The organism is Sphaerisporangium viridialbum, from assembly GCF_049674955.1.
GTDB lineage: Bacteria > Actinomycetota > Actinomycetes > Streptosporangiales > Streptosporangiaceae > Sphaerisporangium > Sphaerisporangium viridialbum.
Genome location: NZ_CP187232.1, coordinates 601413 through 617068, shown reverse-complemented (window position 1 = coordinate 617068; position 15656 = coordinate 601413). Strand labels below are relative to the sequence as shown.

At 68.2% G+C, this 15656-nt stretch carries 15 protein-coding genes; 9 read left to right on the top strand and 6 right to left on the bottom strand.

The genetic code is table 11. The annotated features are described in order from the left end of the window. Positions 1 to 13: 13 nt before the first annotated feature. Positions 14 to 598, bottom strand: a complete 585-nt coding sequence (locus tag ACOZ38_RS02900) for a TetR/AcrR family transcriptional regulator (protein WP_424528652.1) — start codon at positions 596 to 598, stop codon at positions 14 to 16. A 171-nt stretch (positions 599 to 769) separates the two neighbouring features. Here ACOZ38_RS02900 and ACOZ38_RS02895 point away from each other — a divergent pair, with 171 nt between their 5' ends. Beyond that, positions 770 to 1708 (top strand): SDR family NAD(P)-dependent oxidoreductase, encoded by a 939-nt coding sequence (locus ACOZ38_RS02895; protein WP_424528650.1) that lies wholly within the window; start codon positions 770 to 772, stop codon positions 1706 to 1708. A gap of 40 nt (positions 1709 to 1748) precedes the next feature. Here ACOZ38_RS02895 and ACOZ38_RS02890 read toward each other — a convergent pair whose 3' ends face one another. From ACOZ38_RS02890 to ACOZ38_RS02880, 3 genes are all read right to left on the bottom strand, one after another. Beyond that, entirely contained in the window at positions 1749 to 3179 is a 1431-nt protein-coding gene (locus tag ACOZ38_RS02890) for a serine/threonine-protein kinase (protein ID WP_424528648.1), read from the bottom strand. A 96-nt stretch (positions 3180 to 3275) separates the two neighbouring features. After that, positions 3276 to 4304, bottom strand: coding sequence for a lytic murein transglycosylase (locus ACOZ38_RS02885; RefSeq protein ID WP_424528646.1), 1029 nt, complete (start codon positions 4302 to 4304; stop codon positions 3276 to 3278). A 124-nt stretch (positions 4305 to 4428) separates the two neighbouring features. Next, positions 4429 to 4797, bottom strand: a complete 369-nt coding sequence (locus ACOZ38_RS02880) for a hypothetical protein (protein WP_424528644.1) — start codon at positions 4795 to 4797, stop codon at positions 4429 to 4431. A 412-nt stretch (positions 4798 to 5209) separates the two neighbouring features. Between ACOZ38_RS02880 and ACOZ38_RS02875 the strand changes: the two genes are divergently transcribed. The 6 genes from ACOZ38_RS02875 to ACOZ38_RS02850 all read left to right on the top strand — a co-directional run bounded on the left by ACOZ38_RS02875 (position 5210) and on the right by ACOZ38_RS02850 (position 11392). Continuing rightward, the gene (locus ACOZ38_RS02875) at positions 5210 to 6064 is read left to right on the top strand and encodes an NBR1-Ig-like domain-containing protein (protein ID WP_424528642.1); all 855 of its coding nucleotides are present in this window, start codon (positions 5210 to 5212) and stop codon (positions 6062 to 6064) included. Between the two features lie 96 nt (positions 6065 to 6160). Continuing rightward, a complete protein-coding gene (locus ACOZ38_RS02870; RefSeq protein ID WP_424528640.1) occupies positions 6161 to 6790 on the top strand; it encodes a DUF899 domain-containing protein in 630 nt (209 codons plus the stop codon). 116 nt (positions 6791 to 6906) lie between these two features. Then, the gene (locus ACOZ38_RS02865) at positions 6907 to 7167 is read left to right on the top strand and encodes a winged helix-turn-helix transcriptional regulator (RefSeq protein WP_424528638.1); all 261 of its coding nucleotides are present in this window, start codon (positions 6907 to 6909) and stop codon (positions 7165 to 7167) included. Positions 7168 to 7319: 152 nt separating this feature from the next. After that, the gene (locus tag ACOZ38_RS02860) at positions 7320 to 7757 is read left to right on the top strand and encodes a Fur family transcriptional regulator (RefSeq protein WP_424528636.1); all 438 of its coding nucleotides are present in this window, start codon (positions 7320 to 7322) and stop codon (positions 7755 to 7757) included. Positions 7758 to 7790: 33 nt separating this feature from the next. Next, on the top strand, positions 7791 to 10022 hold the full coding sequence (gene katG / locus ACOZ38_RS02855) for a catalase/peroxidase HPI (protein WP_424528634.1): 2232 nt from the start codon (positions 7791 to 7793) through the stop codon (positions 10020 to 10022). 698 nt (positions 10023 to 10720) lie between these two features. Then, entirely contained in the window at positions 10721 to 11392 is a 672-nt protein-coding gene (locus tag ACOZ38_RS02850) for a lytic polysaccharide monooxygenase auxiliary activity family 9 protein (RefSeq protein ID WP_424528632.1), read from the top strand. A 438-nt stretch (positions 11393 to 11830) separates the two neighbouring features. Here the strand turns inward: ACOZ38_RS02850 and ACOZ38_RS02845 are convergent, their stop codons facing one another. Then, positions 11831 to 12280 carry a carboxymuconolactone decarboxylase family protein gene (locus ACOZ38_RS02845; RefSeq protein WP_424528630.1) on the bottom strand — a complete coding sequence of 150 codons (450 nt, stop codon included), beginning with the start codon at positions 12278 to 12280 and terminating at the stop codon, positions 11831 to 11833. A gap of 83 nt (positions 12281 to 12363) precedes the next feature. Here ACOZ38_RS02845 and ACOZ38_RS02840 point away from each other — a divergent pair, with 83 nt between their 5' ends. Together ACOZ38_RS02840 and lgt are read left to right on the top strand one after the other, a co-directional pair. Further along, the gene (locus tag ACOZ38_RS02840) at positions 12364 to 13242 is read left to right on the top strand and encodes a sigma-70 family RNA polymerase sigma factor (protein ID WP_424528628.1); all 879 of its coding nucleotides are present in this window, start codon (positions 12364 to 12366) and stop codon (positions 13240 to 13242) included. 499 nt (positions 13243 to 13741) lie between these two features. Continuing rightward, positions 13742 to 14638 carry a prolipoprotein diacylglyceryl transferase gene (gene lgt, locus ACOZ38_RS02835; protein ID WP_424528626.1) on the top strand — a complete coding sequence of 299 codons (897 nt, stop codon included), beginning with the start codon at positions 13742 to 13744 and terminating at the stop codon, positions 14636 to 14638. A 549-nt stretch (positions 14639 to 15187) separates the two neighbouring features. Here lgt and ACOZ38_RS02830 read toward each other — a convergent pair. After that, positions 15188 to 15640 (bottom strand): iron chaperone, encoded by a 453-nt coding sequence (locus ACOZ38_RS02830; protein ID WP_424528624.1) that lies wholly within the window; start codon positions 15638 to 15640, stop codon positions 15188 to 15190. Positions 15641 to 15656 lie beyond the last annotated feature (16 nt).

Here is a 15656-nt window from a genome sequence, read left to right as displayed (position 1 = left end):
CCCCGCCCTCGCGTCAGCGCGCGGCGGCGGCCCGGTAGCGCAGGCCGTCCATCAGCAGGTCGAGCATGCGGCGGGCCTGGTCGCGCTTGGCGGGTTCGCCCGCGGTGAGGGACACCCCGCCGAGGCTCGCGATCACGTCGCCCGGCTCGATGTCCGCCCGTACGGTGCCGGCCGCCGCACCCGCGTCGAGCAGCATGGACACCGCGGCGTTCAGCCGGTCGAGGCTCTGCTCGTACGGGTTGCCACCGGACGCGATGACCGCGCGCAACGCGTCGGCCATGCCACGCTTGGTCGTCATGTAGTCGACGAAGTGATCCATCCAGGTGCGCGTCGCCTCGTCGGGCGGCATGGCGCGCAGAAGCTCCGCCGCGGCGTCGCACAGCTTCGTGAGCTCGTTGCGATAGGCCGCCTCGATGAGCGCCTCGCGGGTCGGGAAGTGGCGGTACAGCGTGCCGATGCCGACGCCGGCGGCCTTCGCGATCGCGTCGAGCGTCACGTCGGGCCCGTCCTGGGAGAACGCGCGCACGGCGACTTCGAGCAGCCGGTCGCGGTTGCGCCGCGCATCGGCGCGCAGCGGTCGGGGCCCTGTGGCCGGCACGACTCCTCCTCTTTCGGTTTCGAGCGTCGGCGCCAACTGTGCCACTTCGGGCGTCGGCTTGCTAAGCGGAGGAGACTCCGCTTACAGTAAGTACGTAGTGGAGGTTCCTCCGCTTTTACAGCGTACCGGCTGGGCCGCTCGATCAGCCGGCCCACCAGGACAGGAAATTTCATGACTACGCCGATAACCACGCCGTTCAGCGCCCAATCCACAGCCGCCGAGGTCGTCGACGGCATCGACCTCACCGGCCGCCGCGCCATCGTGACCGGTGGGGCGTCCGGCATCGGCGTCGAGACCGCGCGGGCGCTCACCGGCGCGGGCGCGGAGGTCACGCTGGCCGTCCGCGACCTCGCCGCCGGCGAGCGCACCGCAAGCGACATCATCGCGACCACCGGCAACAAGCAGGTCCACGTCGCGCCGCTGGACCTCGCCGACCGGGCGTCCGTGGCGGCCTTCGTCGCCGCGTGGGACGGCCCGCTGCACATCCTCGTCAACAACGCAGGCATGATGGCCTCGCCCGAGATGCGCACGCCCGAGGGCTGGGAACTGCAGTTCGCCACCAACCACCTCGGCCACTTCGGCCTCACCACGGGGCTCCATCACGCGCTCGCGGCGGCCGGCGGCGCCCGCGTCGTGTCGGTCAGCTCCAGCGCGCACCTGCGCTCGCCCGTCGTCTTCGAGGACATCCACTTCCGCGAGCGCGCCTACGAGCCGTGGTCCGCGTACGGGCAGTCCAAGACGGCCAACGTCCTGTTCGCCGTCGAGGCGACCAGGCGCTGGGCGGACGACGGCATCACCGCCAACTCGCTGATGCCCGGCGCCATCCGCACCAACCTGCAGCGGCACATCACCGACGAGGACCTTGAGCGGATGCGCCGGCAGAGCGGCGGCGGCTCGTTCACCTGGAAGACCCCCGAGCAGGGCGCCTCCACCTCCGTGCTCGTCGCCACCTCGCCCCTGCTCGAAGGCGTCGGCGGCCGGTACTTCGAGGACTGCGCCGAGGCGGAGCCCAACCAGCCCGGCAGCCGCCGGGGCGTCGCCCCCTACGCCCTCGACCCCGAAGCCGCCACCCGCCTCTGGGAGCTCTCCATCGACACCCTGGCCGCGTGACCAGCGACGGCCGCTGTTCCCGCTCAAGCGCCCGGTGTTCCTAGACGTCCAGGTGGTTCCGTCCTGATAGTGGCCGGGGACTTGGCACTCCGCGGAGCAGCAGAGCGATCAGGGCCAACACCACAAGGGCAACAGACATCGTGAGCGCGATGTACCACCCATAGGCAAGAGAGATACGGAAACTCATCTCGAGGCCGCGCAAATCATCGACCGTCAGCATTCCGAAGTTGGGGTGCTTGCTGTGCAGGTCTTCCTGACGGAGCTGAAAAGCGATGATCGACACGATGGCGCCACCACCGGGGATGGCCGCCCATGCGGCGGACAGGCGCTGGGTGAACTCATCGGTGATCGCGACGGCCAACGCGGCCACTGCCATGACGATCGTGAGGACGCCCCAGATGGTGGCCAGCCCGGCTACTTCCACGTTGCCGAGCGGAATTTTCTGCTGCAGAACACCGACCTTCGCCCACGAAAGAACCGTCACCGCACCGAGTAACAGGGCCGCGACCGCGACCGCGCGCGCCATCGCCCGACGGCCTTTCCGGTGTGGCTCCTGACCGCCCGGTGTGAGGTCGGGCGGCATTGCCAGCGTGGCCGGCTGGAACGCGGGAGACGAGGTCCGGGCGCCCTCGGTGAGGAGCGTCTCCGCCGTCGCGGAAGCCTCCTGGCCGCCGAGCAGACGCAGCAGGATGTTCCGTGCGGTGGGGCGCAGGGCCGGGTCCTTGGCAAGGCACGCGGCGACGAGGTCCCGTAGCGTCCCGGTCATCTGGCCGAGATCGGGTTCCTCGTGCAGGATCCGGTGCATCACCGCGGGTATCGAGTCCTGCCCGAACGGCGTGGCGCCATTCGAGGCGTACGCAATGGTGCACGCCCAGGCGAAGACGTCGGCGGCCGGGCCCACCGCACCCCGGCCGATCTGCTCGGGTGCCATGTAGGAGGGGGTGCCGACGACCGTGCTGGAGAAGGTGTCCGTGGCGTCGAGAGCACGCGCGATGCCGAAATCGATGACGCGCGGCCCGTCGGCGCCCATGATGACGTTGCCGGCTTTGAAGTCACGGTGCACGACTCCGGCCTCGTGGATCGCGGCGAGCGCCGTCACCGTCGCGATCGCCAGCCTCTCCAGAGCGTGCCCGCGCGGCGCCCCGCCGTTGGCGATCACTTGAGAGAGCGAAGGACCGTCGACGAATTCGCTGACGATGTAGGGGCGGTCACCCTCCACATCCGCATCCAGCACCCGGGCCGTGCAGAACGCCGCGACCCGCTGCGCGTGGGCCAGTTCCGCTGCGAATCGGTCGCGCGCTCTGGCGTCCCCGCTGAACCGGGCGTGGAGCAGCTTGACCGCCACCGGTTCGCCGTTCGAGTCCTCGCCCTGGTACACCGCACCCTGGCCGCCTTCTCCGAGCAGCCCGACGAGCCGGTACTCCCCCAGACGCCGAGGATCGCCAGTACGAAGCGGTTGCACTTTGCGCACTTCCCCTCCATAGGCCGCAAGACGGACGCGACGTTACCGGAGGAGATCACCATTTCGCCCCCTCTATGAGATCCTCCTACGCGGTCCGCCGCCCTGTCATCGGTCGGGGCCGGTGAGGCGGCGGTCACCATGGGTGGTGACGACGTACACCTGCCAGTTGTAGTAGCCGTAGTAGTTCCTGATGTCCCGCTTCATCTGGCGCGCGTGCAGCAGTACCGCGTCGACGTACGCCTGGGAATGGTTGTAGGCGTACAGCGCGCGCCGGTAGTCGCGCGGTGCCCCCGAGGCGTGCAGATAGTTGGCCGCGGCGAGCAGGGCATCTCTGGTGTCGTGGACGTCGCCGCCCATCCCGTAGGCAGCCCATGTTCCCGGCATGAACTGCATGGGTCCAAGGGCGCCCGTGTAGCTCGGCGACCTCACGCGGCCGAACTTGGTCTCGACGAACATCACCGCGGCCAGCACCTCCCACTCGACGCCGAACCGCCGCTCGGCACGCCGGAAGTGGCCGAGCAGGACACCCGCGGGCTCGGGAGGCTGGACGCGGAATTTCGCCGACCCGCTGATGGGCCGGGCGAGGGACAGCAGATCGTGGATGGCTGTCACATTGTCTTCCGCATCCCTGGCCAGGGCCTTGGGCAGCCTGGCGTAGACGCGGGAAGCGACCTTCGGATCGCGGGCCAGGTACCGGTAAATGCGCTGCTGGTGCAGAGCCAGCAGCACGACCGGCTCGGGGGCGTGTCCCTCGGCGGGATTCCCCTTGCGCACCCAGTCATCCGTGGCCTGCCGAAGCCGCGCGACGGTGCTGGTCAGGGCATCCGCCAGGCGTGATGGGTCCTTGGGGATCGCCGCACCCGGGGCGGGGAGAACGGGCGCCTGACGTGCGGGCTCCTTCGCCGGCGGCGTCGCCGACCGCCCTGGATGCGCCTGTGTCACGGTCTGGCGGGGAGCGGCCGACGAAGCGGCGCTCTGCGAACCGGCGCATCCGGAGACGGAGACGGCCAGGCTGACCAGCGAGGCGACCAGCAGTCGCCCACGCGAACGGCCTGCTCCCACGCCCGGCCGCCTGCCGCCTGCCGCGTCCCGGTGACGCCCCGGCCGTGCGGTCGCGGTGTGCTGATCGTTCATCGAACCCAACGTACGCGCAGCGCCGACCTCTCCGGCCGTTTTCCCGGCGACACTCGATCGTGTTCCTTAACGCAGGGGTGCGGCGCGTGGCCGCGCCGCACCCCTCGATGCCAGCCGTAGTCGGCTAGGCGCGGCCCCCGTCGGTAATCGACACGATCGAAGCGGTCTGGAACTTCTTGTGGCCCTTTCCATTGGCGCCGACCACCGCCGTGTATTTCTTGGTCGTCCAGCCGAGGCTGTACTTGATGTTCAGCTTGTGCTTGGTGGTGCACCGGTTGTGCCAGTACACCGTCACTGAGACGTTGCCGTCTCCCCAGGACCAGGAGAAGCAGCCGGAGACGCCGCGGTGCACGGCCGCCGAAGCCGGAGCGGCGCCAACGCCGACGCCGAGACCGGCGGCGACGACGGAGGCGACGGCAACGGAGGCGACTCGGGTGCGCAGGCTTGCCCCACGAGAGTTCATGGACATGCAGATCTCCTTTTCTGGTGTCATCCGGTCACCTCGCCGAGGCGAGGTATCCGTCCCGCCGGGACCCGGCGCGCTGAGCGGCGTCGGTGGCGGAGGTGACGCCTCCAGTGATCGACGTCAGGGGTTTCCGCCACAGTGCCATCAGAAGGGCGGGCCACCCTAGCGATCTTTGTCCAAGGTTCGCCCGAGCGGGGAAGCTGGACATTGGACAAATCTGACCTGAGCGTCGACCTGCGGCGACGCGGAGACCCGGGCCCAGCGCCGACGCGTCTCGCGGAAGGTCGAGGCGGAGCCCTTCACTGATCGCTTACCGTGTCGTCGGATAATTTGGATGCGCTGACAGGTAGCCGGGGGAAGTGGGGCCGAGGTGCAGGCTCAGGATCGTGGGAAGCGTCGGGGGCGGCAGCCGGTACGGCCTGATCCGGATTCGGGTGCGGTGGGGGCCTTCGCCGACCGCCTCCTACGGCTGAAGGAGGAGGCGGGCGACCCCTCGTACGCCGAGATGTCCTCCCGGCTCGGCGCGGCGGCGTCGAAGTCGTCGCTGGCCAGCGCCGCCCAGGGGCGGAAGTTGCCGAGTTGGGAGACGACTTGGGAGTTCGTACGGGTCCTCGCGGTCCATCGGCTTGGGCGTGATCCCGAGGAGGCCGAACGCGAGTGGCGGGAGCTCTGGGAGCGCACGAAGGCGGCCTGTTCCGCAGGCACCGGCGCTGTCGAGGACGCATCCGATGGAGCGGCGGCCGGCGACCTGCCCGTACATGCGCTGCCGGCCGCCACAGCCGACGTGGTGACGGTTCCCGCGCCTGCGCCGAGACCCGCTCGGCGAAGCCTTGCCATCGTCGGCGTCATGGCCTTGGCCGCGATCATCATGGCCGGCCTGAGGTTCCTTCATCTGGCGACGACCGTGGACCAAGGTGATCCGCCAGCACCGCCGGCAGCGAGCACGATTGCCAGAGATGACTCTGAATTCGTGGGTGACATAACGTACCCGGACGGCTCGAAAGTACGACAGGGCTCATCGTTCAAGAAAGTATGGAGGATTCGCAACACCGGGACGATGCCCTGGGAGGGCAGGCGTCTGGCTCGCATCAACACCGCGCCATGCCGATCACCGGAAGCGGTGAGCGTACCGCCGACGGCGCCTGGCCAGACCGTGGACATCGCGGTGCGCGTGCAGGCTCCGAACAAACCCGTGAACTGCCGCATCTACTGGAAGATGACCGACGCGCAGGGCCGATCACTGTTCCCGGCCAAGCGCCCGGTGTTCCTGGATGTCCAGGTGGGCGCGTCCTGAACCGCGGGCTTCTCCGCGCTCCTCATAGCGAGTGGCCGGGCGGAAGGTTCGTGAGGCCGCCGGGATTTTGTCGGTGCTGGCGGACACAATCGGCGGATGGAGAAACCCAACATCGTCACGGCCGAGGAATGGCAGCAGGCCCGCGATGAGCTGCTCAAGGCCGAGAAGGAAGCCACCCGCGCGCTCGACGCGATCGCCGCGCGGCGCCGCCGCCTCCCGATGGTCAAGTTCGACAACGGGTACGCGTTCGACACGCCGACCGGCACGAAGACCCTCCTGGAGCTGTTCGAGGGCCGGGGGCAGCTGGTCGTCTACCAGTTCATGAACATCGGGCCGGACCACTACTGCCCGGGCTGCACCTGGTTCACGAACGGCGTCCCCTCTGCCGGGCCGGCCCTGCTGGGCGACCGCGGGGTCACGTGGGTGACCGTGTCGACCATGCCGCTCGCCCAGATCGAGGCGTACAAGGCCCGCATGGGCTGGACCATGCCTTTCGTTTCATCGCACGGCACGTCGTTCGCGGACGACTGCGGCGCCGGTCGCGGCTTCATGCTGAGTGTGTTCCTGCGCGACGGCGAGGACGTCTACCGGACGTACAACACCACCGCACGCGGCGTCGACCGGCTCGTCTTCGTCAACAGCATCCTCGATCTCACCCCCTACGGCCGGCAGGAAGACTGGGAGGACTCACCCCCCGGCTGGCCCCAGCACCCCACATACGGATAGACGAGCCGCGAGAGCCGTCGGCGCTCATGGAACCTTTGTCGCAGGCGATCGTCTGACAGCGCATGCGGCCTAAACGTGGCTTGAGATGGTTGGTCACGTTCCTGGAGATAATCCTTGTGGGACTCGCCCAGACCCTGCGCACCCTGGAACGCGACGGGTTGGTGTCCCGGTCGATCACACCCTCTGTCCCGGTACGCGTCGACTACTCGCTCACCTCGTTGGGCGTCACCCTGCTCCCCGTCATGCAGGCCATCAAGGACTGGGCCGAGACGCACATCGAGAAGGTCACCGCCGCCCGGGACACCTACGACAACCGCGACCTCCACCCGGACCTTCGCCAAGAGGTCGCGGGGATCCGCCATACGGCCCAAGGGTGAGGGTCAGGCTTCGCCGATGGTGATGCGCCCCCAAGATCACTATCCGGACGGCGCGTCACGCCGCAACAGGGCAGACGTCGCCTGACGCGGCACTAAACTTGGGCCATTCGTTGTCTTGAGTAGCTCGTGTTTATGTAGATAGGTTTGGCGCCGTGACCGCACCCAAGACTCCGACCACCGCCGAGGAGCTGCGCGGGGCAGGCCTGCGAGTGACGGCCGCCCGCGTCGCACTGCTCGAGACCGTCCGGGGCGGTGACCACCTCGGCGTCGAGGCGATCGCCTCCGGGGTGCGCGATCGCGTAGGCCATATCTCCCTTCAAGCCGTGTATGAGGCCCTCCACGCGCTCACCGCGGCGGGACTCGTACGCCGCATCGAGCCGGCCGGCAGCCCGGCCCGGTTCGAGGGACGCGTCGGGGACAACCACCACCACATCGTGTGCCGGTCGTGCGGTGCCGTCGCCGACGTCGACTGCGCGGTCGGCGATGCGCCCTGCCTGACCGCGTCCGACCACCACGGCTTCTCGATCGACGAGGCCGAGGTCATCTACTGGGGCCTATGCCTCGACTGTTCCACCTCCCGCAGTTCCTGAGCACTGTGATCCGCCTAGTCCGGAAGGATTCCCATGTCCGAGAACCATGATGCAATCGTCGTAGACGCGAAGACGGAGGGCGGAGGTGGCTGCCCGGTCGCGCACGAGCGCGCCCCGCACCCGACCCAGGGTGGCGGGAACCGCCAGTGGTGGCAGGAGCGGCTCAACCTGAAGATCCTCGCCAAGAACCCCGCCGTGGCCAACCCCCTCGGCGAGGAGTTCAACTACGCCGAGGCGTTCAAGGCCCTCGACCTCGCGGCCGTGAAGCGGGACATCGCGGAGGTGCTGACGACCTCGCAGGACTGGTGGCCGGCCGACTACGGCAACTACGGGCCGTTCATCATTCGGATGGCGTGGCACAGCGCGGGCACCTATCGGATCAGCGACGGCCGCGGCGGCGCCGGGGCCGGCCAGCAGCGCTTCGCCCCCCTCAACAGCTGGCCGGACAACGGGAACCTCGACAAGGCCCGCCGCCTGCTGTGGCCGGTCAAGAAGAAGTACGGCCAGAAGCTCTCGTGGGGCGACCTCATGATCCTCGCCGGCAACGTCGCCCTGGAGTCGATGGGCTTCAAGACCTTCGGCTTCGCCGGCGGTCGTGAGGACGTCTGGGAGCCCGACGAGGACGTCTACTGGGGTCCCGAGTCCACCTGGCTCGGCGATGAGCGCTACACCGGCGACCGGGAGCTTGAGAACCCCCTCGCCGCGGTCCAGATGGGCCTGATCTATGTCAACCCGGAGGGCCCGAACGGCAACCCGGACCCGCTCGCCTCGGCCCGCGACATCCGTGAGACGTTCCGCCGGATGGCGATGAACGACGAGGAGACGGTCGCCCTGATCGCGGGCGGTCACACCTTCGGCAAGACCCACGGTGCGGGCCCGGCGGATCACGTCGGCGCCGATCCCGAGGCTGCCCCGATCGAGGAGCAGGGCCTCGGCTGGAAGAACACCTATGGCACCGGCAAGGGCGGCGACACGATCACCAGCGGTCTCGAGGGTGCGTGGACGAACACCCCGGTGACGTGGGACAACAGCTTCTTCGAGATCCTGTTCGGCTACGAGTGGGAGCTGAGCAAGAGCCCCGCCGGCGCGCACCAGTGGAAGCCGAAGGACGGCGCCGGGGCGGGTACCGTCCCCGACGCCCACGACCCGTCGAAGAGCCACGCGCCGACGATGCTGACGACCGACCTCGCGCTCCGCGTGGACCCGGTCTACGAGCAGATCTCGCGACGCTTCCTCGACAACCCCGACGAGTTCGCGGACGCCTTCGCCCGGGCGTGGTACAAGCTGACCCACCGCGACATGGGTCCGATCGTGCGCTACCTCGGCCCGGAGGTCCCGACCGAGACGCTGCTGTGGCAGGACCCCCTCCCCGCGGTGACGCACGAACTCGTCGACGCTGAGGACATCGCCTCCCTCAAGGGCCGGATCCTCGCCTCGGGCCTGTCGGTGTCCCAGCTCGTGTCCACCGCGTGGGCGTCGGCCTCGTCCTTCCGTGGCAGCGACAAGCGCGGCGGCGCCAACGGTGCGCGCATCCGCCTTGAGCCGCAGAACGGGTGGGAGGTCAACGCCCCTGACCAGCTGGCGACGGTGCTGCGCACCCTGGAGGGGATCCAGGAGGCCTTCAACGCCGCGCAGACCGGCGGCAAGCAGGTCTCGCTCGCCGACCTGATCGTGCTCGCTGGTGGTGCGGCCGTCGAGCAGGCCGCCAAGGACGCCGGCTTCGACGTCAAGGTCCCCTTCACGCCGGGCCGCGCGGACGTGTCGCAGGAGCAGACCGACGTGGAGTCGTTCGCCGCGCTCGAGCCGACCGCCGACGGGTTCCGCAACTACCTCGGGAAGGGCAACCGGCTGCCGGCTGAGTACCTGCTGATCGACCGGGCGAACCTGCTGAGCCTGAGCGCCCCCGAGATGACGGTCCTCGTCGGTGGCCTCCGCGTCCTGGGCGCGAACTACCAGCAGTCGCCGCTCGGTGTCTTCACCACGACCCCCGGGTCTCTGACCAACGACTTCTTCGTCAACCTGCTCGACCTGGGCACGACTTGGAAGGCGACGTCCGAGGACGCGAACACGTTCGAGGGTCGCGACGCCGCCACGGGCGAGGTCAAGTGGACCGGCAGCCGTGCCGACCTCGTCTTCGGGTCGAACTCCGAGCTGCGCGCGCTCGCGGAGGTCTACGCGAGCGACGACGCGAAGGAGAAGTTCGTGAACGAATTCGTCGCGGCGTGGGACAAGGTGATGAACCTCGACCGGTTCGACCTCGTCTGATCATGACGTCCAGGTCGGCCCGCGCCGGCCGACCTGGACGTCCTCAGTCCGAAGGATCTCCGATGGTACGGGGTCGGCGACACCCTGACACTCGCCCGTCGTCACCGCGTGGACCAGTCTCGATGGCTTCCGCACTTCCTCAGCCCGTCCGGTTCAGGCACTGATCGACCGTGAACTGCTGGCCGCCTGGCTCCACTACGCCCATGGCGTCTACAACGGCTCCGCCAAGGTCCAGGGCAGCCCGACGCTGCACTGATTCTGACGTGGGTGGTGTGGACTCGGCGGTCTCCGACGGCGCCCGTCACCGTCTCCGGCACGGAGTTTCGGTCTCGGCGGCCAGGATTGAGCCGGAGCCCAGACAAGGCACTGTCCGAGCGCAGCGAAGGCCATTTCCCACCAGGGCCCGCCCTTTACGTCAGGGTGGGCCGATGGGTCGGGCGTCGCCGGCGGCCGGCAGGCCCTTCACCTGACCGGATGCCGGTCAGGTCTGAAAGGTACAGGGTTGGGCAGCCATCGCGATGCCTACCATGCCCGTTGAATGGCCAGGTCATCGCCACTTCGATCATGTTGGACCCAGTATGGAGCCGCTCTGACTTTGTTGGTGAATTATCCAAACTAAGTCTGGTCAGTTACTGTCGCGGCGACGCATTTGGGAGCGCTCCTGCAACTCGGATCACGCGGAAGATCGGAGACCCAACGTGCATTCACATCCTCATGTCCGGGCCCGTCGCTGGGCCGTCCGTACCACGGCTCTGCTGACCGCCATAGTGGCCTGCCTGGTGACCTGGGCCGGCGCCGCCTCCGCTCACGGCTCGCTTGTGGACCCGGCCTCCCGCCACTACGGCTGCTGGCTGCGCTGGGGGAGCGACTTCCAGAACCCGGCCATGGCGCAGCAGGATCCCATGTGCTGGCAGGCGTGGCAGGCCGACACGACGGCCATGTGGAACTGGAACGGGCTCTACCGCATGTACCTCGGCGGCAACTTCCAGGCCGCGATCCCGAACGGCCAGCTGTGCAGCGGCGGACACGCCGAGAACGGCCGCTACAACGCGCTGGACGTACCCGGCGCGTGGAAGGCGAAAGACATCCGCAACAACTTCGCCGTCAAGCTGTGGGACCAGGCCGGCCACGGCGCCGACTATCTCCTCGTCTACGTCACCCGTCAGGGTTTCGACCCCACCCGTCAGGCACTCACCTGGAACGATCTGCAATTGCTCACCAAGACCGGGAAGTACAGCCCCGGCCAGTACTACTCGGTCAACCTGAGCACCTCGGGGCGCAGCGGCCGCGCCGTGGTCTACATGATCTGGCAGGCCTCGCACATGGACCAGACGTTCTTCATGTGCAGCGACGTGAACTTCGTGGGCTGATCCTGCCCTGATCCTCACACCGGGCCCGCCGGCCGCGCTCCGGCGGGCCCCTCACTCGGGCAGCCGCCTTGGCGGCCCAAGGACATCAGCCCCAACGATCTTGACGGTCTTTCCGCTCGGCTCGGCCCTATGGCTGGACCTCCTGCTACTGAAGCAGCCCAGGAGCGGACAGCGCCGAGAGAAACCTCGGCAAGCTCGTAGCCGCAGGCCAGGGCTCATCTCGCTCCCAGCTCCGGACAGCCTGGACGACCAATACGAGCCAAATCAGACAACCAGCTGCCAGTCCAGGCTACGGGGGGCTGGATCACTCAGTGCCACGGAGGCAAATCCCCTGGTCTCCATTCCGTACAGGGGTTCATGCCTTCGACCTCTTGCCATCGGGGCGTCATCCCTTGCCTCGGGAGGCGCGGCCTCCGGATGGATGACGCCCCGCCCAGCTCACCAGGTCTTGCCGGCCTGCTCCCGAATCGTGCGGTTGATCCGGTTGAAGAAGTTGGTCAGCGCGATCTCCAGGTTGAGCGCGGACAGCTGCTTGTCGTCGAAGTGGGCTGCGGCGGCGGCCCAGATCTCGTCGGTCACGCCCGGCGCGCCGTCCTGGATCCGGGTGGCGGCCTCGGTCAGCGCGAGCGCTGCCCGCTCCGCCTCGGTGAAGAACGGCGCCTCGCGCCAGGCGACCACGTTGTGCAGCCGCTCGTCGGTCTCTCCGTGCTTCTTGGCCGACTCGATCCCGGCGAACACGCATGGGCTGCAGCCGTTGATCTGGCTGGCCCGCAGGTGGACCAGTCCGAGTACGCGCGGGTCGACGCCGCTGGCGTGAATCGCCTTGTACAAGTGCTGGATCGCCGTCATCACGTCGGCGTTCGCCTTGCTCTTCATACGTGCTTCCATGGGCCTTGCCCCTTCATCGGTTACCTGCGCCCATCCGGGCTCGTCATCACCCATGACGGAGCAGATCCGAGGAAGGTAACAACATGTCCGACACCAGCCCGACGGACCCGGTGGCCGAGGCGTTCGAGGCCCAGCGCGACCGGCTGCGCGCGGTCGCCTACCGCATGCTCGGATCGCACGCCGACGCCGAGGACGTGGTCCAGGAGGCCTGGCTGCGGCTCTCCCGCCAGGACACGGCGACCATCCACAACTTCGCCGGCTGGCTGACCACAGTGGTCGGCCGGATCAGCCTCGATGTCCTGCGATCACGCCAAGCCCACCCTGAGGCGTCCTACGACGACCGGCTGTCCGAGCTCGTCGTGACGGTCGACGACAGCCCTGCGCTAGAGGACGAGGTGGCGCTCGCTGACTCGGTCGGGCTCGCGCTCCTCGTCGTCCTCGAATCGCTCGGGCCGAGCGAGCGACTGGCGTTCGTGCTGCACGACCTGTTCGCGGTGCCGTTCGACGAGATCGGCCAGATCCTCGGCAAGTCCACCGACGCCACCAAGATGCTCGCCAGCCGCGCCCGCAGGAAGGTGCAGGCGACCGAGCGGCCGACGGCCACCGGACGGGAGCAGCGACAGGTCGTCCAGGCCTACCTGGCGGCAGCTCGCCGCGGCGACTTCGAAGGGCTGCTGCGCGTACTCGACCCCGAGGTGAAGCTGACCGTCGGCACCCCCAACGGTGTGGTCGTCACCCTCGGCGCCACCAAGGTCGCCGCTGGCGCGCAGTTGTCCGCCGGCGCAGCCGCACGAGGGCGAGCGGTGCTCGTCAACGGCCTTCCCGGGTTCGTATCGTGGCGCGAGGACGGCACCCCACTCTCGGTCATCGCGTTCACCATCGTCGACGGCCGGATCGCCGGCATCACGGTCGTGACCGACCCGGCCAGGCTCGCGTCGATGAGCCTGCCGGAGCCGGGGTGAGTCACTGCCGAGCCGGTCGCCACAGTGCGGGCGGGTGGCGGTACTGCATGAGATTTGTGCACTGCAAGCTCCTTCGCCTATACGGAGCCATCTTGTGGATCCGAAGATTCAACCGTTTGAAGATCCGAAGTCCGTACCGGCCCTAGCCCCGGGCTGGGAGGAGCGCTACTGGCTTCTTTGGCCCAGTGCCGTATCAGCCAGGATCGTGCGGGTGCCGCACTGGACGTCGCCCGTCAGGAAGCCGACTGTCGGGCGCTGGTCGAGCACCGAGGCCGGCAGGTCGCTGACGTGTACTCGCGGCGCGGGCCCCAGGCGCGAGGCGATGGCCGTCGCCGGCATCGGACGGCGTTTCTGGTAGCAAGCCCAGCACGGCAGAGGACCGTATCAAGGCCGCCGTCGAATGCCGCACCGGTTCGTCTACGCCACGTCACGTCGCAGAAGGTTCGCGATCAGGTCACGAAGGCGGCCAAGTGGCCTCACGTTGACTAGCCTCACCGGCATGCCCCTTGCCTCGATTCCCAGCCCTTCCGAAGGGGTCTGGTATCTCGGATTCATCCCGATCCGGGCCTACGCATTGTGCTTCGTCCTCGCGATCGCCTTCGGCATCTGGCTCAGCGAGCGCCGCTGGCGCGCCCGCGGCGGCGAGAAGGGCACGATCAGCGACATCGCGTTCCCCGCAGTGATCTTCGGCCTGATCGGCGCTCGCCTCTACCACGTCATCACCGACTGGCAGACCTACTTCGGCCCGCGCGCGATCAAGGAGCCCTACCGGGCGCTGTTCATCTGGGAAGGCGGGCTCAGCATCTGGGGCGCGGTCGCCCTGGGAGGCGTGGGCATGTGGCTGGCCTGCCGCCGCCGGGGGCTGTCTCTGGGCGCCGTGGCCGACACGGTCGCGCCCAGCATCGCATTCGGGCAGGCGATCGCCCGCTGGGGCAACTGGTTCAACCAGGAGCTGTACGGCAGTCCAACCACGTTGCCGTGGGGCCTGGAGATCGACCAGGCGCACGGCGGCGAGCCAGGCGTGCTCTACCACCCGACGTTCCTGTACGAGTCGCTGTGGGACGCGGCGCTCGGTTTCGGACTGATCCTGGCCGGCAGGCGGTTCACGCTGCGCCACGGCCGCCTGTTCGCCCTCTACGTCGCCGGCTACACGTTCGGGCGGTTCTGGATCGAGGGGCTGCGGATAGACCCGGTGGGCGGAGTGGACCACGCGGTGTCGCTCCTGGGGCTGCGGATCAACCAGTGGACCTCGATCGTGCTGTTCATCGGCGCGCTGGTCTATCTCTGGGTGACCCGTAACAAGGACACCGAACAGATCGTGGTGCCGGCCTCACAACACAAGGCCTCGCACGAGGAGAACGGCGGGCAGGCCTCCGATCCGACCGAGAGCACCTGACGCGACCAACATGCCGTAAGACTCCCGAATACTGTTGTGGCAAGTGCACACTTCAGGTATTTGCCGCTTGGCGCCGAATTACGAGGGCGGGTCATCGGACGAGGTTGCTGGTACAGCAACGCGTACAGCATCGGCGCCTCATACGGTCACATCGCGCCAGTCCTCATCCGCAAGGTCTCCGCACGCTCCGCGAAGACCGGCTCATCGTGCCCATCCCGGCATTGGCTCCGTCGTGTCCCTGGCCAACAAAGAGACCCTCGAGCGACCGTAAGGCTGTCGAGGGTCTCGCCCGTGTCTACTACTTCTCCGCAATCTCAGGAGCCGCAGTCAGTCCGGGCGGCCACCAGGCCGAAGGGTCACCTGCGTTGACGCCGGTGCCCCCTATCCCGCAGTAGCCGTTGGGGTTCCGATACAAGTACTGCTGGTGACAGTCGTTGCCGGGGCCACCGTTATCCAGGGTTGTCAAGCGATCTAGCTGGTCAGCCACTTGAAGGTCGTCAAGTCAGGTTAGGCAAGTAGGCCGGCCACGGCTGCCGCACCGGGCGCGCCTCAGCTCACCGCCTGCTTCACGAGCGCACTGATACGCGCCTCCACCTCGGCCGTCACCTCGGTCAGGGCGAAAGCGGTCGGCCACATCGGGCCCTCGTCCAGCTTCGCCGGGTCGTTGAACCCGAGCGTCGCGTAGCGCGCCTTGAACTTCGCCGCGCTCTGGAAGAAGCAGACGATTTTGCCGTTCAGCGCATAGGCGGGCATCCCGTACCAGAGCTTCGGCTCCAGGACCGGAGCGCTGGCTTTGACGACGGCATGGACGCGCTCGGCCATGACCCGGTCCGAGTCCTGCATCTCGGCGATCTTCGCAAGCACGTCCCGCTCCGCCTCCGCCGCCTTGTCCGCCCGCGAGCCGCGGCGCGCTGCCTTCTTCTGCTCTTGGGCGTGCTCCTTCATCGCGGCCCGCTCCTCGGCCGTGAATCCCTCGTACGTGCTACTTTCGGCGTTGCTCATGGCAGACTTCCCCTTT

Coding starts and splice junctions, on each gene's coding strand:
- lgt (WP_424528626.1), top strand. CDS start 13,742: ATGCCCCTTGCCTCGATTCCCAGCCCTTCCGAAGGGGTCTGGTATCTC.
- ACOZ38_RS02830 (WP_424528624.1), bottom strand. CDS start 15,640: ATGAGCAACGCCGAAAGTAGCACGTACGAGGGATTCACGGCCGAGGAG.
- ACOZ38_RS02885 (WP_424528646.1), bottom strand. CDS start 4,304: ATGAACGATCAGCACACCGCGACCGCACGGCCGGGGCGTCACCGGGAC.
- ACOZ38_RS02895 (WP_424528650.1), top strand. CDS start 770: ATGACTACGCCGATAACCACGCCGTTCAGCGCCCAATCCACAGCCGCC.
- ACOZ38_RS02845 (WP_424528630.1), bottom strand. CDS start 12,280: ATGGAAGCACGTATGAAGAGCAAGGCGAACGCCGACGTGATGACGGCG.
- ACOZ38_RS02870 (WP_424528640.1), top strand. CDS start 6,161: ATGGAGAAACCCAACATCGTCACGGCCGAGGAATGGCAGCAGGCCCGC.
- ACOZ38_RS02880 (WP_424528644.1), bottom strand. CDS start 4,797: ATGACACCAGAAAAGGAGATCTGCATGTCCATGAACTCTCGTGGGGCA.
- katG (WP_424528634.1), top strand. CDS start 7,791: ATGTCCGAGAACCATGATGCAATCGTCGTAGACGCGAAGACGGAGGGC.
- ACOZ38_RS02840 (WP_424528628.1), top strand. CDS start 12,364: ATGTCCGACACCAGCCCGACGGACCCGGTGGCCGAGGCGTTCGAGGCC.